The following is a 20,596-nucleotide window of genomic DNA, read 5'->3' on the forward strand; positions in this document are numbered from 1 at the left end:
AGGGGAGCCCTGGCCATGCCCGTACTGGAGCCGAACCCGCAGACCCTGCGAGCCGGTACACCGAGGCGGGCGGCGCCCGACCGGGTGCCGGACCTCCAGGCGCGCGGCACGCCGAAGCACCTGCGGGACGAGCTGGCCGCGCTGCTCGGCCCCGGCAAGGTGCTGTCCACGGTGTCGGACCTGGTGCGGTACGCCTCGGACGCGAGCCCCTACCGCTTCGTGCCGCAGGTCGTGGTGGTCGCCGAGGACATCGACGACGTCTCCGCCGTCCTGTCGTACGCGCACGGCAAGGGCCGCGAGGTGGTCTTCCGGGCGGCCGGGACCAGCCTCAACGGGCAGGCGCAGGGCGAGGACATCCTGGTGGACGTGCGCCGCCACTGGTCGGGGGTGGAGGTGCTGGACGACGGCGCCCGGGCCCGGATCCGGCCCGGCACCACGGTCGTGCGGGCCAACGCGGCGCTGGCCCCGTACGGGCGGGTGCTCGGCCCCGACCCGGCGAGCGCGATCGCCTGCACGATCGGCGGCGTGGTCGCCAACAACGCCTCCGGCATGACGGCGGGGACGACCAGGAACTCGTACCGCACGGTCGCCTCGCTCAGCTTCGTGCTGCCGAGCGGCACGGTCGTGGACACCGCCGGCCCGGCCGCCGACGAGGAGCTGGCGCGGGCCGAACCCCGGCTGTGCGCCGGGCTGCTGGGACTGAAGGCGGACATCGAGGCGGACCCGGAGCTCACGGCGCGGATCCGGGCCAAGTACGCCATCAAGAACACCAACGGCTACCGGCTGGACGCCTTCCTGGACGCGGACACCCCGGTCGGCATCCTGCGCGGGCTGATGGTCGGGTCCGAGGGCACCTTCGGCTTCATCTCGGAGGTCGTCTTCGACACGCTGCCGCTGGACCGCGAGGTCAGCACGGCGCTGCTGTTCTTCCCCTCGCTGCCCGCCGCGGCGGCGGCCGTGCCGCTCTTCAACGGGGCCGGGGCGCTCGCCGTCGAGCTGATGGACGGCAACACGCTGCGGGCGTCGGTGAAGGTGCCCGGGGTGCCTGCCGACTGGGCGGAGCTGCCCAAGGAGACGGCGGCGCTGCTGGTCGAGTTCCGGGCGCCCGACGAGGCCGGGCAGCGGGCGTACGAGGAGGCGGCGGCGCGGGTGCTGGCCGGACTCGACGTGGTCGCCCCGGTCGGCTCGGTCACCAACGCGTTCACCCGGGATCCGGGAACGATCTCCGGCTACTGGAAGGCCCGCAAGGCCTTCGTGACGGCGGTCGGCGGCACCCGCCCCTCGGGCACGACGCTGATCACCGAGGACTTCGCGGTGCCGCCGGACCGGCTGGCCGAGGCCTGCGCCGAGCTGCTGGAACTCCAGGCGCGGCACGGCTTCGACGCCGCCGTCGCCGGGCACGCCGCCCACGGCAACCTGCACTTCCTGCTGGCCTTCGACGCCGCCGACCCGGCCGACGTGGAGCGGTACGCGGCCTTCATGGACGACTTCTGCAAGCTGACGGTGGAGCGCTTCGACGGCTCGCTGAAGGCCGAACACGCCACCGGCCGCAACATCGCGCCGTTCCTGGAGCTGGAGTGGGGGGCGAAGGCGACCGAGCTCATGTGGCGGACCAAGGAGGTCATCGACCCCGACGGGGTGCTCGCGCCCCGGATCGTGCTGGACCGCGACCCGCAGGCCCATCTGCGCGGCCTCAAGACGATCCCGGCGGTCGAGCCGATCGCCGACCCGTGCATCGAGTGCGGCTTCTGCGAACCGACCTGCCCCAGCCACGACCTGACGACCACGCCGCGCCAGCGGATCGTGCTGCGCCGGGAGATGATGCGCCAGGCGGACGGCTCCCCGGTCGAGACGAGCCTGCTGGAGTCGTACGGGTACGACGCCGTGGACACCTGCGCGGGCGACTCCACCTGCAAGCTGGCCTGCCCGGTCGGCATCGACACGGGCGCGCTGATGAAGGAGTTCCGGCACGAGCGGCACTCCGCGCGGGAGGAGCGGATCGCGGCGCTCGCCGCCACCGACTTCCGTGCCGTGGAGGCCGCCGCCCGCCTCGCGGTGGGGGCCGCCGCGCGGATCGGCGACCGGCTGCTGGAATCCGTCACGGGGCTCGCCCGCAAGGCGGTGCGGCCCGATCTCGTACCGGAGTGGCTGCCCGAGATCCCGGGCGCGGCGCCCCGGCGGCTGCCGCGCACCCACCGCCCCTCGGCGCACGCCGTGTACTACCCGGCGTGCGTCAACCGGATCTTCGGCAATCCGGACGGGCACCGGGGGCCCTCGCTGCCGGAGGCGGTGGTGGCGCTGTCCGCGCGGGCCGGGCGGCCGGTGTGGATCCCGGACGACGTCGCGGGGACCTGCTGCGCCACGATCTGGCACTCCAAGGGCTACGCGCGGGGCAACGAGGTGATGGCCAACCGGATCGTGGCGGCGGCCTGGGGCTGGACGGCGGGCGGGCGCCTGCCGCTGGTGGTGGACGCCTCCTCGTGCACGCTGGGCATCGCCCACGAGGTGGTGCCGTACCTGACCGACGACAACCGGGAGCTGCACGCCGAGCTGACCGTGCTCGACTCGCTGGTCTGGGCGGCGGACGAGCTGCTGCCGCGCCTCGACGTGCGCCACCGGGTGGGCTCCGCGGTCGTCCACCCGACCTGTTCGATGCGCCATCTGGGCGACGAGGACCGGCTGGTGGCGCTCGCCGGGGCGTGCGCCGAGGAGGTGGTCGTGCCGCTCGACGCCAGCTGCTGCGCCTTCGCGGGCGACCGGGGGATGCTGCACCCGGAGCTGACGGAGTCGGCGACGGCCAAGGAGGCCGCCGAGGTGACCGCCCGGCCGTTCGACGCGCACCTGTCGGCGAACCGGATGTGCGAGATCGGCATGGACCGGGCCACCGGCCGGAGTTACTACTCCGCCCTCCTGGAGCTGGAGCGCGCGACCCGGCCGTGAGCACGGCGGCGCGCGTCGCGGGGGCGGGCGGTCCCGCCCCCGCGGCGCGCGGACGCCGTGCCGGGGCCGCTACTGCGGCGGGGTGTCCTGCGGCGGCCGGTCCCCGCCGAGCTGCTCCTTCAGCTTCTCCTGGGCCGTGTCGACCTGGGAGCTGTACTTGCCCTGGGTCTTCTCGTCGACGAAGTCGCCGGCCTTGTCGATGCCCTGGCCGGCCTTGTCCTCGTGGCCTTTCAGCATCTGCTTGAGCTTGTCCATCACGCTCATCCGAGCCTCCTTGGCGGGCTGTGCTCCCGTCCAGGATCTCCGCTCGGGCGCCGGACCGCATCCGCTCAGCAGCGCCGCAGGTCCTCCACGAGGGTGCCCTGGACGGTCTTCAGGGAGCGGTCGTAGCAGCCCTCGGAGCCGTACAGCCGGTAGCGCTCGGCGCTGGTGCCGACCGCGCGCCGCTGCTCGCGCGGGACGCCGAGGGTGTAGGCGGCGTCGCCGGTGTACGTGTCGTCGAGCCGGGACCAGGACAGCCGGCGGCCGTCCCGGACGACGTCGACGGCGGCGCGGTCGCCGACGGTGAGGACGGTCCGCAGCCGGTCGTCCGCGCCGACGGTGATCTCGCCGTCCATGGTGTACGCGCGGTGGGTGCGGGTCGCGGTCCGCCCGACGGTGACGGTCTCGTCGTCGGTCCAGTACGCGGTGAGGGCGTCGGGATTCTCGTCGGCGCCCCAGCGATGGGTGGAGCGGTGGTCGACGGTGCGGGTGACGGTGGTGGCGACCCTGCCGTGCGAGGTGTTCAGGTGGCCCGAGACGGTGAGGGTGTGTCCGCCCGAGGTCTCCAGCACGTCCGGCGAACCGGGCGTGTGCACGGCGGAGTTGCGGAGGGTGCCGGGCTCGTGCCGGTCGAGGGCGCCGGTGACGACCGCACGGCCCTCGTCCTGCCAGAGCAGCACGTTGGCCGGGACGCTCCAGCCGGACTGCCCGGCGGGCACGCCGGCGACGTCGACCTCGACGCGGTGCGGGCGCCCGTCGTTGAGGACGGCGGCGAAGGGGGTGAGGTCGTAGACGACCGGCCGCACGTCGAAGGCGCGCGGGGCGGGGGTCACGTACCAGAGGAAGGGGTTGGACCAGCCGCCGGTCCAGACGTGCGGGTAGGGGGCGGCGATGCCCGCGAGGCGTCCGTCGACCGAGATCCGGACCTCGCGGTAGGGCCCGTCGGCGGCCTTGCAGGAGTAGGGCGCGGCGTCGGGGACGGTGAGGTACCAGAACTCCTCGCAGCCGCCGCCGGAGCCGGTGGCGTAGACCTCCGCCAGGATGCGCTCGGTGTTGCGCGGGGTGGTGAGGGTGGCGCCGGTGAGCGGGAGGACCCGGTCGGGGGTGCCGGCGGCGGGCTTCACGGCGCCCCGCGCGGTGTGGAAGGTGAGCGTGACCTTGACGTCGATGACGCCGGTGTACGTCTCGTTCACGACGTTGCCGATGAGCATCTCGACCGGCTGGGGGCGGCCGAGGGTGTCGCGGTAGCGGGTGACGTCCTTCTCGACCGCCCAGGCGATGCCGTCGGGCGAGGGCTCGGGGGTGGAGGTGCGCAGGATCTCGACGCCGCCGAGGGAGAGGTGCCCGAGGCGGTCGTACTGGCGGCCCTTGACCTTGCCTTCGAGGCGCAGGACGACCTTGTTCCAGCGGGTGCCGCAGTCCTTGGGCGGGGTGTACGAGCCCCGGTACGGGGTGAAGTCGCGGAACTGCGCCTCGGCGAGGGTCACTTCGCAGGTGCGGGTGCCGGGGGTCGGGACCGGCGGCGCGGCGGTGAGCGGGTCGTGCCAGTCGGTGGTGAACTCGGCCGGTGGGGTCGGGGCCTCGTCCGCGTGCGCGGCGGGGGCGGCGAGCAGCAGTCCGGCGGCGAGGGTGAGGCCGCCGATCACGCTCGTGATCTTCCGTGATGTCATGGACCGTGAGTGAAGCGCGGCCCTCCGGACGGGGTCCAGAGGGCCTGGGCCCGGCTTGGCCGGTTCTGTGCCCGGGCGCCGGAAAATCGATTGCCGATCACCGTCCGGTGGGGCGAGCCTGGGTCGGTTCGTGACACGACCGGACCGGTCCGCGCGACCGGTCGAAAGCCCTGGGACATCATGCAGATTCGCGATCTACCATACGCCGACCCAGGGGTCCCGGACGTCCGCTCGGGCGGCTCGTTCCTCCTGTGGCTCGGCCGCAGACAGCTCGGCGCGCAGGTGAAGTGCCTGCTCTGGGGCCTGATGTTCCAGCTCGGCATCGCCGGCCTGCCGATCGGCGTCGGACTCGCCGTACAGGCGGTCGTGGACCGCGACGGCGGCCGGCTCGCCCTCGGCGTGGGCCTCCTCGCCCTCCTCGGCATCGCGATCGCGCTCGGCGACACGATGGCGCACAGGGTGGCCGTGACCAACTGGATCACCGCCGCCGCCCGGGTGCAGCAGCTGCTCTCCCGCAAGACCGCCGAGCTCGGCTCGCTGCTGACCCGGCGGGTCGCCGCCGGCGAGGTGGTCGCCGTCTCCACCGGCGACGTCGAGAAGATCGGCTGGTTCGTGGAGGCCGCCTCCCGCTTCGCCGCGGCCGCCGTCTCCCTGGTCGTGGTCTGCGTCGGCCTGGTGCTCTACCAGCCGGACCTCGGCGTGGTCGTCGCGCTCGGCGTGCCGGTCCTCGCGCTCGCCGCGCTGCCGCTGCTCCCCCGCGCCACCCGCCGGGCGGACGCGCAGCGCGAGAAGGCGGGCCGGGCCACCGAGCTGGCCTCCGACACCGTGGCCGGACTGCGGGTGCTGCGCGGCATCGGCGGCGAGGAGCTGTTCCTCCGCCGCTACCGGGCGGCCTCCCAGGAGGTCCGCGAGGCCGCCGTGCACAGCGCCCGGATGTGGGCGCTGATCGCGGGCGTGCAGGTGCTGCTGCCCGGACTGCTGCTGCTGACGGTCGTCGTCTACGGCGCGCGCCTCGCGCTCGACGGGACCATCTCGGTGGGCGAGCTGGTCACGGTCTACGGCGCGGTGGCGCTCACCCACCACCCGCTGCGCAGCTTCGAGGAGATCGCCATGGCGTACTCCTTCTCGCGCCCCTCCGCGAAGCGGGCCGCCCGGGTGCTCGCCCTGACCCGCACGACGGCTCCCGAAGCGGCCGGGACCGGGGCGGCCGGGACGGCTCCCGCCGGGGACCTGTACGACCCGGTCACCGGGGTGCTCGCCCCGGCGGGCCGCTTCACCGCGGTGGTCTGCGGCGACCCGGACGTCGCCGGACGGCTCGCGGACCGGCTCGGCGGGCATCCGCCGGAGCCGGGCGAGGACCACGCCTCGGTGCTGCTCGGCGGCGTCGCCCTGGACGAACTGCCGCTCGCCGCCGCCCGCACGGCGGTCCTCGTGCAGGACAAGGACCCGGTGCTGCTCTCGGGCACCCTCGGCGAGCTCCTGGACGTGCCCTCGTCCGGGGCGGTCGCGGCCCGCCCGGCGCTGGACGCGGCCCAGTGCGGCGACGTGCTGGACGCCCTGGCGCAGGCCTCCGTGGACACCGGCGGCGATCCGATGCGCACCCGGATCACCGAGCGCGGCCGCTCGCTCTCCGGCGGCCAGCGGCAGCGCCTCGCGCTGGCCCGCTCCCTGGTCACCGACCCGGAGGTGCTGGTCCTGGACGAGCCGACCTCGGCGGTCGACTCGCACACCGAGTCCCGGGTGGCGGCCGGGATCAAGGAGCTGCGCGCGGGCCGCACCACCGTGGTGCTGGCCTCCTCGCCGCTGCTGCTCGACCTCGCCGACCGGGTCGTCCTGGTCGACGGGGGCGCGGCGGTCGCGGTGGGCACCCACCGCGAGCTGCTGGCGGGCGAGCCCCGCTACCGGGCCGTCGTGACCCGGGAGACGGAAGCCGAGCTCACCGCGTGGGAAGGCGGCGGGGACGACGGCCGGGAACGCGGCCTCGAAGACGACCTGGACGAGAAGCTGGCCCGGCGGCTGGCGGAAGAGCTGGAAGGAGAGTCGGCATGATCGGCCTGGCGCCCCCGGAGTACGACCCGGCGGCACCCCAGTCGGCGACCACGCTGCCGGTGGGCGGCCGGGCGACGGTCCGCGCGTACCTGCGGGACCTGCTGCGCCGCCACCGGGGGGCGTTCGCCCTGCTCGTCACCGTCAACGCGGTCGCGGTGATCGCCTCGATGGCCGGGCCGTATCTGCTCGGCTCCGTCGTCGAGCGCCTCACCGAGGGCGCCCGCGAGCTGCACCTGGAGCGCACGGCGGCGCTGTTCGCCGTGGCGCTGCTGATCCAGACGGTCTTCACCCGCATGGTGCGGCTGCGCGGGGCGATGCTCGGCGAGGAGATGCTGGCCGATCTGCGCGAGGACTTCCTGGTGCGCTCGGTGGCGCTGCCGCCGGGCGTCCTGGAGCGGGCGGGTACAGGCGACCTGCTGTCCCGGATCACCACCGACATCGACCGGCTGGCCAACGCGATGCGCGAGGCCGTGCCGCAGCTCGTGGTCGGCGTGGTGTGGACGGCGCTGCTGGTCGGCGGCCTCGCGCTGACCGCCCCGCCGCTGGCCCTCGCGCTGCTGTGCGCGGCACCGCTGCTGATCGTGGGCTGCCGCTGGTACTTCCGCCGGGCCGGCGCGGCGTACCGCTCGGAGGCGGCCGGGTACGCGGCGGTGGCCGCCGCCCTGGCGGAGACCGTGGACGCGGGCCGGACGGTCGAGGCGCACCGCCTCGGCGCGCGCCGGATCGCGCTCTCGGACCGGCGGATCGGCGAGTGGACGAGCTGGGAGCGGTACACCCTGTTCCTGCGCTCGGTGCTCTTCCCGGTCGTGGACCTCACCCACACGATCGTGATCACCTCGGTGCTCGCGATCGGCGGCGTGTTCGTCCTCCAGGGCTGGATGGACGTGGGCCAGCTGACCACGGGCGCGCTGCTGGCGCAGATGCTGGTGGACCCGATCGGCATCATCCTGCGCTGGTACGACGAGCTCCAGGTCGCCCAGGTCTCGCTGGGCCGCCTCGTGGGCGTCCGGGAGATCGAGCCGGAGCCGGGCGACGGCTCGGTGCGGCCGGAGGGGCGGCAGGTCCGCGCCGACGAGGTGCGCTTCGGCTACCGCGAGGGCGTGGACGTGCTGCACCGGGTGTCGATGGACGTCGCCCCGGGCACCCGGCTGGCCCTGGTGGGCCCCTCGGGCGCCGGGAAGTCCACGCTGGGCCGGCTGCTCGCGGGGATCTACGCCCCGCGCGCGGGCAGCGTCACGCTGGGCTCCGCCGAGCTGGCCCGGATGCCCGCCGAGCGGGTCCGGGAGCACGTGGCCCTGGTCAACCAGGAGCACCACGTCTTCGTCGGCTCGCTCCGCGACAACCTGCTGCTCGCGCGGGAGGGCGCCGCGGACGCCGAGCTGTGGGAGGCGCTGGGCGCGGTGGACGCGGACGGCTGGGCGCGGGCGCTGGAGGAGGGCCTGGACACCGAGGTCGGCTCGGGCGGGCTCGCCCTGACCCCGGCGCAGGCGCAGCAGCTCGCGCTGGCCCGGCTGGTGCTCGCGGACCCGCACACGCTGGTCCTGGACGAGGCGACCTCGCTGCTCGACCCGCGCGCGGCGCGGCACCTGGAGCGCTCGCTGGCGCAGGTGCTGGACGGGCGCACGGTCGTCGCCATCGCGCACCGGCTGCACACGGCGCACGACGCCGATCTGATCGCGGTGGTCGAGGGCGGCCGGATCAGCGAGCTGGGCAGCCATGACGAGCTGGTGGCGGCGGACGGGGCGTACGCGGCCCTGTGGCGCTCCTGGCACGGCTAGACCGCGCCCGTACGCGCGGAAGGGGCCGCCCCGGTTCGACCGGGGCGGCCCCTTCCGCGCGCGTGGACCGGTCCGCCGGACCGGTGGCCGGCCGGCTACAGGTACCCGAGGGCGGAGGCGCCGCCCACCCCGCCGAGCAGCATGAAGACCGGCATGAGGACCTTCAGCTCGACCCAGCTCCCGGCGCGGAAGCGCATGGCCTTCGGCGGGCCGATGGGGTACCAGCGCTTGCGGCCCACCGGGATGGGCCACAGGATCGGGCAGCCGGAGACGGTCAGGGCGTCGCCGACGTCGTGGACGAGGGCGCCGAGCACGACCGGCAGGCCGAGCCACAGGTACTCCTGGCCGGGCCCGGTGAAGAGCCAGCCGGCCCCGCCGCCCGGCTGGTCCAGGACCCCGGCGAGGATCCAGGCGCTGGTGGCGCCGAGCAGCCAGACCAGGACGTCGCTGGACATCCGGGCGGCCCGCCACAGCAGGCCCTCGACCGCGAGGACCAGGTGCACGAAGAGGATCGCGAGGACCGCCCAGCGCCCGCCGGTGACCGCCGCCACCGAGCAGCCCGCCCCTATCAGGACGGCCCACAGCCAGGTGTGGGTGAGCGTGCGGTGGCCGCCGGACCTGCGGGGGTCGGCGGTGGAGCGGGTGGCCTTGTAGACGGCGTACGAGAGCTTGTCGACGATCTCGCACAGGGTCCGGGAGACCGGGCCGAAGGCGCGCGAGATGGTCGCCGACTTGTGGTCGAGGTCGGGGGCGAGGGCGGCGCCCGCGCAGATGAGCGCGCCGACGACCAGAACCGGCCAGGGCATCGGGTGGTCGAGCGCCGCGGCGGCCGCCCCGGCACCGAGCCAGGCCGCCGCGCCGGACAGCGAGTGCGCCGGTCCCATCATGGTCGTACCCGCTCCGTTTCCTCTTGCGCCGGCGCCCGTCTGACGCACGGTCGGCGGACCGGTCGCGCGACCGGTCGGCTGATCAGCCTATCCTCCGTGATCTTCGTCCGGTGGCCGGTTCCCTCATCCGGGCGGAATCCAGGCAAGATGGGGGCGTGACCCTTATCGATCGTCTTCCGCCGACCGCCGACCCCGATGCCCTCTTCGAGGCCTTCTCCTCATGGGCGGAGGACCAGGGCATCACGCTCTACCCGGCTCAGGAGGAGGCGCTGATCGAGGTGGTCTCCGGGGCGAACGTGATCCTCTCCACCCCGACCGGCTCGGGGAAGTCGCTGGTCGCGGCGGGGGCACACTTCACGGCGCTGGCCAACGACCAGGTGACCTTCTACACGGCGCCGATCAAGGCGCTGGTGTCGGAGAAGTTCTTCGACCTGTGCAAGATCTTCGGCACCGAGAACGTCGGGATGCTGACCGGCGACGCCTCGGTGAACGCGGACGCGCCCGTGATCTGCTGCACGGCCGAGGTGCTCGCCTCGATCGCGCTGCGGGACGGCAAGGACGCCGACATCGGCCAGGTCGTGATGGACGAGTTCCACTTCTACGCGGAGCAGGACCGGGGCTGGGCCTGGCAGATCCCGCTGCTGGAGCTGCCGCAGGCGCAGTTCGTCCTGATGTCGGCGACCCTCGGCGACGTGTCGATGTTCGAGAAGGACCTGACCCGGCGGACCGGGCGGCCGACCTCGGTGGTCCGCTCGGCGACCCGGCCGGTGCCGCTGTCGTACGAGTACCGGCTGACGCCGATCACCGACACGATCACGGAGCTGCTGGAGACCAAGCAGGCGCCGGTGTACATCGTGCACTTCACCCAGGCGCAGGCGGTGGAGCGGGCGCAGTCGCTGATGAGCATCAACATGTGCTCGCGCGAGGAGAAGGACAGGATCGCCGAGCTGATCGGCAGCTTCCGCTTCACCACCAAGTTCGGCCAGAACCTCTCCCGCTACGTGCGGCACGGCATCGGCGTGCACCACGCGGGGATGCTGCCCAAGTACCGGCGGCTGGTGGAGAAGCTGGCGCAGGCGGGTCTGCTGAAGGTGATCTGCGGCACCGACACCCTCGGCGTCGGCGTCAACGTACCGATCCGCACGGTGCTGTTCACGGCGCTCACCAAGTACGACGGCAACCGGGTGCGGACGCTGCGCGCGCGGGAGTTCCACCAGATCGCGGGCCGGGCCGGCCGGGCGGGCTTCGACACGGCGGGCTTCGTGGTCGCGCAGGCGCCCGAGCACGTCATCGAGAACGAGAAGGCGCTGGCCAAGGCGGGCGACGACCCGAAGAAGCGCCGCAAGGTGGTCCGCAAGAAGGCGCCGGAGGGCTTCGTCGCCTGGTCCGACACGACCTTCGAGAAGCTGATCGGCTCCGAGCCGGAGCCGCTGACCTCCCGCTTCAAGGTCACCAACATCATGCTGCTGTCGGTCATCGCCCGGCCGGGCAACGCCTTCGAGGCGATGCGCAAGCTGCTGGAGGACAACCACGAGCCGCGCCGCAACCAGCTCCGGCACATCCGCCGGGCCATCGCGATCTACCGCTCGCTGCTCGACGGCGGCGTGGTCGAGCGGCTCGACACCCCGGACGCCGAGGGCCGCACGATCCGGCTCACCGTCGACCTCCAGCAGGACTTCGCGCTGAACCAACCGCTGTCGACCTTCGCGCTGGCCGCGTTCGACCTGCTGGACCCGGAGTCCCCCTCGTACGCCCTGGACATGGTCTCGGTGGTCGAGTCGACCCTGGACGACCCGCGCCAGATCCTCCACGCGATGCAGAACAAGGCGCGCGGCGAGGCCGTCGGGCAGATGAAGGCGGACGGCGTCGAGTACGAGGAGCGGATGGAGCGGCTCCAGGACATCTCGTACCCGAAGCCGCTGGAGGAGCTGCTCTGGCACGCGTACAACGTGTACCGGACGTCGCACCCGTGGGTCGGCGACCACCCGGTGTCGCCGAAGTCCGTCATCCGCGACATGTACGAACGGGCGCTGTCCTTCACCGAGTTCACCTCCTGGTACGAGCTGGCGCGGACCGAGGGCATCGTGCTGCGCTACCTGGCGAGCGCCTACAAGGCGCTGGACCACACGATCCCGGACGACCTGAAGACCGAGGACCTCCAGGACCTCATCGAGTGGCTGGGCGAGATGGTGCGCCAGGTCGACTCCTCGCTGCTCGACGAGTGGGAGCAGCTGGCGAACCCGGAGGTCCAGACGGCCGAGGAGGCGCAGGAGAAGGCCGACCAGGTCAAGCCGGTCACGGCGAACGCCCGCGCCTTCCGGGTCCTGGTGCGCAACGCGATGTTCCGCCGGGTGGAGCTGGCGGCGCTGGACAACGTGGACGCGCTGGGCGAGCTGGACGCCGGGTCCGGCTGGGACGCGGACGCGTGGGGCGAGGCGATGGACGCGTACTGGGACGAGTACGACGACCTGGGCACCGGCCCGGACGCGCGCGGCCCGAAGCTGCTCTCCATCGAGGAGGACGCGGCGCACGGCCTCTGGCGCGTCCGGCAGACCTTCGCCGACCCGAACGGCGACCATGACTGGGGCATCGGCGCGGAGGTGGACCTGGCCGCCTCGGACGAGGAGGGCCGGGCGGTCGTGCGGGTGACGTCGGTCGGACAGCTGTAGCCATCCCCCCTGTCACGGGGATCCCCGCGCGGGCGTTCCGCGCCGTGGTCCCCGTGCCGGCATCCCGAAGGAGCATGAGGTGACCAACCCCGCCGAGAGGCTCGTGGACCTGCTCGACCTGGAGCAGATCGAGGTGAACATCTTCCGGGGCCGCAGCCCGCAGGAGTCGCTCCAGCGGGTCTTCGGCGGCCAGGTCGCCGGCCAGGCCCTGGTGGCGGCCGGGCGCACCACGGACGGCGAGCGTCCGGTGCACTCGCTGCACGCCTACTTCCTGCGGCCGGGGCGGCCGGGGGTGCCGATCGTCTACCAGGTGGAGCGGGTGCGCGACGGGCGCTCCTTCACCACCCGGCGGGTCACGGCGATCCAGGAGGGCCGGACGATCTTCAATCTGACGGCCTCCTTCCACCGGCCCGAGGAGTCGGCCTTCGAGCACCAGCTGCCGCCCCGGCACCTGGGCGACCCGGAGAGCCTGCCGAACCTCGCGGACGAGATCCGCGACCATCTGGGGGCGCTGCCGGAGGCGCTGGAGCGGATGGCCCGCCGGCAGCCCTTCGACATCCGGTACGTGGACCGGCTGCGCTGGTCCACGGAGGAGGTCGAGGGCGCGGACCCGCGCAGCGCGGTGTGGATGCGGGCCGTGGGGCCGCTGGGCGACGACCCGCTGGTGCACACCTGCGCGCTGACCTACGCCTCGGACATGACGCTGCTGGACGCGGTGCGGATCCCGGTGGAGCCGCTGTGGGGGCCGCGGGGCTTCGACATGGCGTCGCTGGACCACGCGATGTGGTTCCACCGCCCGTTCCGGGCCGACGAGTGGTTCCTGTACGACCAGGAGTCGCCCATCGCGCACGGCGGGCGGGGGCTGGCCCGCGGCCGGATCTACGACCGTGAGGGGCGGCTGCTGGTGTCGGTGGTGCAGGAGGGCCTGTTCCGGAAGCTGTGAGCCCGGGCGCGGCCCTCACATGCCGGGCAGGGTGTCCTGCTCGATCTCGTACCGCCGGGTGCGGATGTCCGGGCCCGGCGGGTGCAGCTTGGCGTCGCAGGAGGGGCCGAGCCCCGTCCTGCGGGACGCGGCTCCGGTCAGCGGGCGCCCGCACAGCCGGCATCGCACCGGGCCGCGCGCGGGGGGCCGGCCGGCGGAATCGATCTCGATTGCCAGTGGTTCTTCTCCCATGCTGAGATCAAACCCCATGCGCGGGCGCGCGTCACCGAGCGCGCGTCGCCGAGCCCGAGGAGCAGTCCATGAGCCTGTACGAGATCCCGCTGAAGACCCTGGCCGGCGAGCCGGTCTCGCTGGCCGACTTCCGCGACCGGGCGGTCCTGGTCGTGAACGTGGCCTCCCGGTGCGGCCTGACCCCGCAGTACGCCGGTCTGGAGCGGCTGCAGAAGGAGTACGGGGACCGCGGCCTCACCGTGGTCGGCGTGCCCTGCAACCAGTTCGCGGGCCAGGAGCCGGGCACCGCCGAGGAGATCGGCACCTTCTGCTCGGCGACGTACGGGGTGACCTTCCCGCTGCTGGAGAAGACGGACGTGAACGGCGCCGGGCGGCACCCGCTGTACGCGGAGCTGACGAAGGCCGCGGACGCCTCGGGCGAGGCCGGGGACGTGCAGTGGAACTTCGAGAAGTTCCTGATCGGCCGGGACGGCTCGGTGACCCGCTTCCGTCCGCGCACCGAGCCGGAGGCGCCGGAGGTCGTGGCGGCGATCGAGGCCCAGCTTGTCTGATCCCGCGCCGGGCGGGGTGGTGGCGCGGCTGCGGGCCGCGGGCTGCGTCTTCGCCGAGGAGGAGGCCGCGCTGCTGACCGGGGCGGCGGCCGGTCCGGCCGAGCTCGACGCGATGGTCGGGCGGCGGGCCGCGGGCCTGCCGCTGGAGCACGTGGTGGGCTGGGCGGCCTTCGCGGGGCTGCGGATCGAGGTCGGGCCGGGGGTGTTCGTGCCGCGCCGGCGCACCGAGTTCCTGGTCGAGCGGGCGGTGGCGCTGGCCCGGCCGGGCGCCGTCTGCGTGGACCTGTGCTGCGGCTCGGGCGCGGCGGGCGCGGTGCTGCTCGACACCGTGCCGGGCGCCGAGGTGCACGCCTCGGACATCGACCCGGGGGCGGTGCGCTGGGCCCGGCGGAACGTGGTGCCGCGCGGCGGCCGGGTCTACGAGGGCGACCTCTTCGAGCCGCTGCCCCCGGGGCTGCGCGGCCGGATCGAGGTCCTCGTCGCCAACGTGCCATACGTGCCGAGCGAGGACGTGGCCCTGCTGCCGCCGGAGGCCCGCGAGCACGAGCCGCTGGTGGCGCTGGACGGCGGCGCGGACGGCCTGGCGGTGCTGCGCCGGGTCGCGGCCGGGGCGGCCGAATGGCTGGCCCCGGGCGGGCACCTGCTGGTCGAGACGAGCGGCAGCCAGGCCGACCCGGCCGTGGCGGCGGTCACCGCGCACGGCCTGACGGCCCGGATCCTGACGGACGGGGAGCGCCACGCGACGGCGCTGGTGGCACGGCGTCCTAGGGGGTGCCCCGCAAGTGATCCCAGACGTGCTCCTCATCAGCCGTCGGCATAGATCCACTATCCGGCGAGGGCCACGGCAACCAAGCATGCCTGAGGTGACTCGAAGATCATTTACGGGACACCCCTTAGCGAGGTGTTCGCGAAATGCGGGTTCATCCCCCGGCAGCAGAGACAGCCTGCCACGGGACCGTCCGAGGGCGTGGTTGTCAGCCTGCAGGTGCTTTCGTGCGAGTGTATGTTTGCGCACGAAAGCACCTTGCGGATTCACTTTGCCGCTGGTCCGCGCCGACAGCCGTACCTTCCCGCAGGGGGGCATAGTTTATGCGGCGCGCTGCAGCGTTAACTGCAAGCTAAACTTCCGGGGGCAGGATTTCATCAGCACCTTCGACAGTCGCGCCATCTGCATCAAATGGGAAAACATCTCCTTGTTCTGTGACAATCCATCCGACAATTTCTTCAGTGAGTGGTTTTCCGCTTTCGAAATCCGCCCAGTGGGCTCTATGGCCGCGGCCGGGAACGACGCTTGCGATCTTGTGCACTCGTTCCAGTCGACGGAAATCAGCGTATTCGGTGACTGGTTTCAATCGGCCCTGCTCGGCGTCGACGACTAGCGCCGCACCACTAAACGAATCCCACCCCTCCACGTCTCGCTGACTGGCGATCTCGTCTCCCAGGCCGGCGAACAGGGCAACCCATCCTGTCCCATTAAAGAAGATCATATCTCTCCAAGTTCTAGTAGATCACAGAAACCATGATGGGTCACAATCCCTGACGCCACCCGATCATATCCAATAAACCTAAGTCGACAAACGACCGAACGTCTCATGAGCAGCTTTCTTCGTGACGATACCTCCGCAAACCTTGGGTCACCCCTAAAGCAAATGCGAACAGCTCTCGAGAATTATATGCGGGCCAGGCGTATCGGACCCTCCCTCTCGGATTATATTTCGCCACAATCGAGGCGCTCTTTGTCCTACCTGTCAGGCCGGGAATAGATTTTTATCATTCATTTCTGTCGCGGCAAGAATACAGCAGTGGCGCACCCGAAGGGTGAGGTATCGGGCGCGCCACAATGCTCACTTCTTAAATCGGGTAGGCGGTACGCAGAGTCCCGTCTTCGTACAGAACCACTCTGATAGCTGTGGCGTCACGTCGGTTGCCGGATTTGTCTGCCCCCGTTCGCCCTACCTTCCTGTTGAATTCCAGCTCATATGCCATCCCTTCCCGCTCGTTCCCATTCATATCTACTGTATTTTTAGAAGCCTTCCCTTCGTCTACGGTCCGCTGCAGGGCAGCTTTAAGCCTTTCGTCTCCCTTGACGAACTTCCCTTCGAATACCCCAGCAGTCGGGTCTTTCATCTGCCCCGCACCGCCGACTCTGTGCCTGCTATTGACATGCGAAATTCCGTCCCATCCGGGCCTTGACCAAGTGACAACGGGGCGGAGTACCTTCGATGCTTGGGCCAGGTCATGAACCTTGCGCCCAAGTTTCTCTAGCTTCTTTATCCGCCCCACAGGAGTGAACGTTGCTGCAAACGCTCCACAGGAGAAGGTGGTCGGGTTCTCGGCGCACTCCTCCAGTTCGGTAATGGAGAGGACGAAGTCAACTACAATGCCGCTAGCGTTTTGAGTTACTTCACGGTCAAGGTAAGCTCCGTCCTCACTTAGAAGACAGGGCCCAAGTGCTCCAGGAACCCCAATGACGGAGGCGCATCCGCGGCCCCTCTTGGTCTTTTCTTGCTGGCTCTTGAAGTCCTCTTCAGCCTTCTTCTTTGCCGCAGCTTCCTCGGCCCGGTACTTTTCCTTTGTTTCGATCCAGGCTTTGGATGCTTCGGCTTCGGCTTCCTTCGCATCCTTTCCTGCGGCATGAGCGCTGCGGCGAGCTTCGTCAGCCGCCGCGTTGGCTTCGCGAGCCGATTTGCGGGCCCACTTGGCGGAGAACTCTGCACTGGCAGCCGAGGCTTCCGCCGCGTCCGCGTCACGGTTGGCAGCCTTGGCCGCTTCGCGGGCCGTCGTTGCCGACTTCGCCGCCCGCGCAGCGGAGGCTTCCGCCGCCTTTGCAGACTGAGAAGCGTCCTTGGCATATCCCTCGGCTTGTTGAGCGGACTTGGCTGCCTCCTGCTTTGCCTGCTCTGCCGCAGCGGATGCCTTACCCGCGATTGCTGCCGCGCGGGCTGCCTCCCAGGCGTACTTCTGGGCAAGTGCCGCGGTCTGTGAGGCTTCCTGAAGCAGCCGCTCGATCTGGGCCGTGTGAGTATCGGCGAGTTGGTCCTTGCGGACGGCCATGTGCTGGCCCGCCTGTATGAAAGAGTGAAGCATGTCCGGCGTGCCGGCCAAGGCAATCCGGGCTGCCGACTCGACCTCGGCGCCACCGGTGCCGAGCAGCTGGTGGGCGGTGACACGTTCGTCGGTGTAGCGCTTGAGGTACTGGCCGGAGTAGAGGAACGACGCGAGGTCCTTGGGGTCGTTGCTCTTGAGGGCGGCTTGTGCCGCTTCCTTTACTCCTGGACTTGCGGTGCTGGCGACCTGGTGGACCTGTACGCGGTACTCGGCTGCGGCAGCATGGTGCTGCCCGGTGCTGTAGAACTCGGCGACTTCCTCATCAGTACCATTCAGAGCTGCAGCAGCGGCAACGCGGACGGCTTCGATGGAACTGTGATCCGCAAGGCCCTCGACCCTGGTCCGGGCATCCTGAAGCGTTGCCCTGTTCCAGCCGCTCTTAAGGTAGTCGACAACGCCTGTATCGCTGTCGCCGAGGGCTCGTGCGGCCTCTTCTTTGGCGGAGGCTCCGCGGATGGTGCTCTTTAGCACCTTCATCGCCAAGCTGCGGCCCCGGGGGGCGAGCGCCGTACTGTCTTGCCCCGGCCGGCCAACCTGCTTGGCTAGCTCTGCCGCTTCCCGGTCAAGGTCCTTGTTTTCCTTTACGAGGTGCCCGAGACTGACGGTGAACCTGTCGTCGGCCTCTTTGAGATCGGTCGCTCGCTCTGTTGCGGCTGCGGTGCGGCCGGCGAGTTCTTCCTTCTCCGTTTCACGGGCCAGAAGATGCACGTTCTTAGCTGTCTCGACTGCCTTGGCAGCTGTCGCGGCAGCTGTCCTAGCCTCGGCAGCCTGCTTCTCGGATTCGGCCGCTGCGTTGGCGGATTCGCCGGCGTGCTCGGCTGCGTCGTCGGCTGCGTCGGCTGCCTTCCGCGCATGTCCTGCAGCGGACCTGGCCGCGTCGCGGGCTTCAAACGCGGCGGTGGCTGACTTCCTGGCGAGAGACGAGGCCGCGTTGGCCGCTCGGTTCGCTTCCTTCGCGTGGCGGCGCGCCGCCTGGGCGGCGTTGCGCGCCTCACTGGAGCGGGCTCCAGCCTCATCGGCGAAGTCATTCGCCTGCTCGGCGGCGTGGGCTGCCGCGTCTGCGTTGCCGGCAGCACTCTTTGCCGAGTTGGCGGCAATTGATGCGGCTTTTGACGCTTCGCCCGCGAATCCGGCTGCCTCGGCCGCCTTGTCAGCGTCCTTAGCCGCTGCGCGGGCCTCGGCGGCCAGCTTCCTGGCCGCCGCTGACTTGCCGGCGTCCGTGGCCACCTCAGCTGCGGCTGTTCGGGCACGTGATGCTGCGTCGGCCGCAGATGCGGCGGCAGTGGCGGCCTGGGCTGCCACGTTGGCGGCCACCCTGGCAGCAGCATTGGCGGCATTCGCCGAGCTGATCGCCTGACGGGCGGCTTGCGCTGCACCATTTGCCGCATCGGCGGCACGGCCTGCTGCGTTTGCGGCACGCACGGAGTCGTTGCGGGCCGCCTCGGTTTCCTTCGCGGCCTTCTGCGCAGCCAGCATTGCCTGCTGTGACGCGGCGACCGCCCGGTCCGATGCGTCCTTAGCCGCCTCTGTTGCCGCCTTGGCCTGGCTGCTGGCCTGGATCGCCTGTTCGGCGAGTTGGGCAACGGTAGCCCGTTCCTGGTCTCGGTTGCGAGCCACGAACTGTCCGGTTTCCAGGAACTCGCGGACATCGTGTGGTGTGCCCTTGAGCGCGAGCTTTCCGGACTGTTTGACCGCTGGACCACCAAGGCTCATGATCTGCAGGACCTGGACACGGTCGTCCGTTTCCTGCGCTTCGTACTGGCCTTCGTCGAGGAATTCCTGGACCGCTTCCGGTCCCCCCTCCAATGCGGCTTTGCCCGCGTCCTTCACACCGTTGCCGGCTGTGCTCATGACCTGGTGAACCTGAACTCTCTGGTCCTGTTCCAGAGGTTCCTGCCATCCAGTCAGCAGAAAGCTGCGGACGGCTTGGGCGTCGCCTGTAGCCAGTGCTTTCTTCGCTGCGGCCCGAACACCACTGCCGCCGATGCTGAAGACTCGCAGCGCCTCGATCCGCGTGTCGTGGTATTCGGCGAGGCCCTTCTCGATGGTGAGGAAGTTCTTTACGTCCTCGTCGGAACCAGTGAGCGCGGCTTCCGCCGCCGCCTTCACACCAGGCCCACCACGCGTCCAGATCTGTACCACCAGTCCTCGGTCTGAGAGTGGTGGTGGATCGTCTGAGTCACTGTCACTGGCGTTTGCCACAGGGGCTCCAAGCACTCCCAGCATGAGAGCCGATGGCAATACTGAAGCCATCACACGGTATCGGCGCTGTCGTTGGCGCGGCCCCCCGATGAGTTTTCCGTCGGCTCCCATGGCGTCGCGAAAGAATCTCTTAAATTGTTTCAAGCCGACTCCTCGTGAATGTTGATGGCATCCGGAGAGGTTCATTGAAGATGCCAAATACCCGTCACCGGCGGGGCCTAGGTCGCAAATTAGGCGGGACTTTAGTCCTCTGAATCGACCAACTGGGCACACCTAGGGCAGTCATGACTGTGCATCACCGGCGAGAGATGATCTTTGCTGTTACTTTAACCCAACCCTGCCCATCCATCTCTCTCCCCGGAGACCCTCACGCACCCCGAAGGACCACTGTGATACTGCTCAACCGGAAGACGCTCACTGTCATCTTTGCCGCATGTTCACTGCTCGTGAGCGGAGTTCTATTCATGTCGCCCGCGCACGCCAACGGACCGGATACCCTCGCGCTGCAGAAAAGCGAAGAGATGCCGCTCGCAATCGAATCGTTTGAGTACCCCAACGCAGAGAAGATTAATCAAGAACGGAAGATCACGCTTAAGCGAGGGGATGGTCACATCACCCTGAAGGAAGGAGATGGACGTCAGGGCTACTCGGGATGCATGGACGGCAACGACACCTGGATCGAATCACGCGTTGACAGGAATGGCTTCTGCTTTGTCTCCGCGGGCAAGTCAGGCTACCTGGAACTTGAGATACCGGACGCATTCGCGATTTGGACCGAGGATCGCTCCATACGTGCCAAGCTCACTGCTGAGGGCGAGACAACAGTCGTGGATGCTCCTAAGAATGACATCACTCAAGTCGGGGAAAGTGATATCCCCGGCGGGGGTAAGCGATCCATTCTGGTCGAACTCCGCGTGACCGGTTGATATTCACAGCCCACGATCGGCCCTGAACCGAGCTAATTCGGACACAGGCTGAATCGTCTGTTTCGGCGCTCCAAGTACTCGTCGGGCCTGACTCGTGATCACACGCCAGGCCTGGACAACCTGTGCAGCCCACCCATTCCTGAACCGTTCCTCGCAGGAGCCGCTTTGACGAATCCCTCTCGTACCCGCACATTTCTTGCCTGTACAGTCGCGGCCGCAATCTCCTTGCCGGCCCTCGCTGCCACTCCTGCTCAGGCTCTCGACGGGTCGGCCGCGACCGGGACCGCGTACGGCTTCACCGCGAAGCTGGCCATCGGCGACACGCACCGCTCGTGCACCGGCACGCTGATCAACGCCCAGTGGCTTCTCACCGCCGCCAGT

General features: G+C 70.4%; 15 protein-coding genes. 9 read left to right on the forward strand and 6 right to left on the reverse strand.

The genetic code is table 11. The features are described 5' to 3' along the window. The first annotated feature begins 15 nt into the window (after nucleotides 1-15). Nucleotides 16-2,940 carry an FAD-binding and (Fe-S)-binding domain-containing protein gene (locus ACZ6J5_RS32275; protein ID WP_469397384.1) on the forward strand — a complete coding sequence of 975 codons (2,925 nt, stop codon included), beginning with the start codon at nucleotides 16-18 and terminating at the stop codon, nucleotides 2,938-2,940. A gap of 69 nt (nucleotides 2,941-3,009) precedes the next feature. Here the strand turns inward: ACZ6J5_RS32275 and ACZ6J5_RS32280 are convergent, their stop codons facing one another. Both ACZ6J5_RS32280 and ACZ6J5_RS32285 read right to left on the reverse strand, forming a co-directional pair. Continuing rightward, entirely contained in the window at nucleotides 3,010-3,204 is a 195-nt protein-coding gene (locus ACZ6J5_RS32280) for an antitoxin (RefSeq protein WP_469397386.1), read from the reverse strand. Between the two features lie 65 nt (nucleotides 3,205-3,269). Then, nucleotides 3,270-4,871, reverse strand: a complete 1,602-nt coding sequence (locus ACZ6J5_RS32285) for a peptide-N4-asparagine amidase (protein WP_469397387.1) — start codon at nucleotides 4,869-4,871, stop codon at nucleotides 3,270-3,272. A 180-nt stretch (nucleotides 4,872-5,051) separates the two neighbouring features. Between ACZ6J5_RS32285 and ACZ6J5_RS32290 the strand changes: the two genes are divergently transcribed. After that, nucleotides 5,052-6,920: an ABC transporter transmembrane domain-containing protein gene (locus tag ACZ6J5_RS32290; RefSeq protein ID WP_469397389.1), complete on the forward strand. Its 1,869-nt coding sequence runs from the start codon at nucleotides 5,052-5,054 to the stop codon at nucleotides 6,918-6,920. Next, nucleotides 6,917-8,698 carry an ABC transporter ATP-binding protein gene (locus ACZ6J5_RS32295; protein WP_469397390.1) on the forward strand — a complete coding sequence of 594 codons (1,782 nt, stop codon included), beginning with the start codon at nucleotides 6,917-6,919 and terminating at the stop codon, nucleotides 8,696-8,698. Before ACZ6J5_RS32290 ends, ACZ6J5_RS32295 begins: the two co-directional genes overlap by 4 nt. Nucleotides 8,699-8,793: 95 nt before the next feature. Here ACZ6J5_RS32295 and ACZ6J5_RS32300 read toward each other — a convergent pair whose 3' ends face one another. Beyond that, nucleotides 8,794-9,585, reverse strand: a complete 792-nt coding sequence (locus ACZ6J5_RS32300) for a metal-dependent hydrolase (protein WP_469397392.1) — start codon at nucleotides 9,583-9,585, stop codon at nucleotides 8,794-8,796. A 155-nt stretch (nucleotides 9,586-9,740) separates the two neighbouring features. Between ACZ6J5_RS32300 and ACZ6J5_RS32305 the strand changes: the two genes are divergently transcribed. Beyond that, on the forward strand, nucleotides 9,741-12,254 hold the full coding sequence (locus tag ACZ6J5_RS32305) for a DEAD/DEAH box helicase (protein ID WP_469397394.1): 2,514 nt from the start codon (nucleotides 9,741-9,743) through the stop codon (nucleotides 12,252-12,254). Between the two features lie 79 nt (nucleotides 12,255-12,333). After that, entirely contained in the window at nucleotides 12,334-13,197 is an 864-nt protein-coding gene (locus ACZ6J5_RS32310; protein ID WP_469397396.1) for an acyl-CoA thioesterase, read from the forward strand. Nucleotides 13,198-13,212: 15 nt separating this feature from the next. Here the strand turns inward: ACZ6J5_RS32310 and ACZ6J5_RS32315 are convergent, their stop codons facing one another. Beyond that, nucleotides 13,213-13,428: a DUF6011 domain-containing protein gene (locus ACZ6J5_RS32315; protein ID WP_469397397.1), complete on the reverse strand. Its 216-nt coding sequence runs from the start codon at nucleotides 13,426-13,428 to the stop codon at nucleotides 13,213-13,215. Nucleotides 13,429-13,496: 68 nt separating this feature from the next. Here ACZ6J5_RS32315 and ACZ6J5_RS32320 point away from each other — a divergent pair, with 68 nt between their 5' ends. Further along, a complete protein-coding gene (locus tag ACZ6J5_RS32320) occupies nucleotides 13,497-13,979 on the forward strand; it encodes a glutathione peroxidase (protein WP_469397399.1) in 483 nt (160 codons plus the stop codon). Further along, nucleotides 13,972-14,799, forward strand: a complete 828-nt coding sequence (locus ACZ6J5_RS32325; RefSeq protein ID WP_469397401.1) for a putative protein N(5)-glutamine methyltransferase — start codon at nucleotides 13,972-13,974, stop codon at nucleotides 14,797-14,799. The genes ACZ6J5_RS32320 and ACZ6J5_RS32325 overlap by 8 nt, the downstream gene beginning before the upstream one ends. 298 nt (nucleotides 14,800-15,097) lie before the next feature. Here the strand turns inward: ACZ6J5_RS32325 and ACZ6J5_RS32330 are convergent, their stop codons facing one another. Together ACZ6J5_RS32330 and ACZ6J5_RS32335 are read right to left on the reverse strand one after the other, a co-directional pair. Continuing rightward, nucleotides 15,098-15,466, reverse strand: coding sequence for a hypothetical protein (locus ACZ6J5_RS32330; protein WP_469397403.1), 369 nt, complete (start codon nucleotides 15,464-15,466; stop codon nucleotides 15,098-15,100). A gap of 364 nt (nucleotides 15,467-15,830) precedes the next feature. Further along, nucleotides 15,831-19,229: an ALF repeat-containing protein gene (locus tag ACZ6J5_RS32335; RefSeq protein WP_469397404.1), complete on the reverse strand. Its 3,399-nt coding sequence runs from the start codon at nucleotides 19,227-19,229 to the stop codon at nucleotides 15,831-15,833. A 449-nt stretch (nucleotides 19,230-19,678) separates the two neighbouring features. Here ACZ6J5_RS32335 and ACZ6J5_RS32340 point away from each other — a divergent pair, with 449 nt between their 5' ends. Both ACZ6J5_RS32340 and ACZ6J5_RS32345 read left to right on the forward strand, forming a co-directional pair. Beyond that, nucleotides 19,679-20,215: a hypothetical protein gene (locus tag ACZ6J5_RS32340; RefSeq protein ID WP_469397405.1), complete on the forward strand. Its 537-nt coding sequence runs from the start codon at nucleotides 19,679-19,681 to the stop codon at nucleotides 20,213-20,215. Nucleotides 20,216-20,440: 225 nt separating this feature from the next. Then, nucleotides 20,441-20,596 (forward strand): trypsin-like serine protease (locus tag ACZ6J5_RS32345; RefSeq protein WP_469397416.1); only part of this gene is annotated, 156 nt, incomplete at its 3' end.

Source organism: Streptomyces sp. NPDC042100, assembly GCF_055582325.1.

Excerpts from the sequence above, each read along its gene's own strand:
- ACZ6J5_RS32285 (WP_469397387.1), bottom strand. The coding sequence starts at position 4,871 with ATGACATCACGGAAGATCACGAGCGTGATCGGCGGCCTCACCCTCGCC.
- ACZ6J5_RS32295 (WP_469397390.1), top strand. The coding sequence starts at position 6,917 with ATGATCGGCCTGGCGCCCCCGGAGTACGACCCGGCGGCACCCCAGTCG.
- ACZ6J5_RS32300 (WP_469397392.1), bottom strand. The coding sequence starts at position 9,585 with ATGATGGGACCGGCGCACTCGCTGTCCGGCGCGGCGGCCTGGCTCGGT.
- ACZ6J5_RS32315 (WP_469397397.1), bottom strand. The coding sequence starts at position 13,428 with ATGGGAGAAGAACCACTGGCAATCGAGATCGATTCCGCCGGCCGGCCC.
- ACZ6J5_RS32290 (WP_469397389.1), top strand. The coding sequence starts at position 5,052 with ATGCAGATTCGCGATCTACCATACGCCGACCCAGGGGTCCCGGACGTC.
- ACZ6J5_RS32280 (WP_469397386.1), bottom strand. The coding sequence starts at position 3,204 with ATGAGCGTGATGGACAAGCTCAAGCAGATGCTGAAAGGCCACGAGGAC.
- ACZ6J5_RS32275 (WP_469397384.1), top strand. The coding sequence starts at position 16 with ATGCCCGTACTGGAGCCGAACCCGCAGACCCTGCGAGCCGGTACACCG.
- ACZ6J5_RS32330 (WP_469397403.1), bottom strand. The coding sequence starts at position 15,466 with ATGATCTTCTTTAATGGGACAGGATGGGTTGCCCTGTTCGCCGGCCTG.
- ACZ6J5_RS32320 (WP_469397399.1), top strand. The coding sequence starts at position 13,497 with ATGAGCCTGTACGAGATCCCGCTGAAGACCCTGGCCGGCGAGCCGGTC.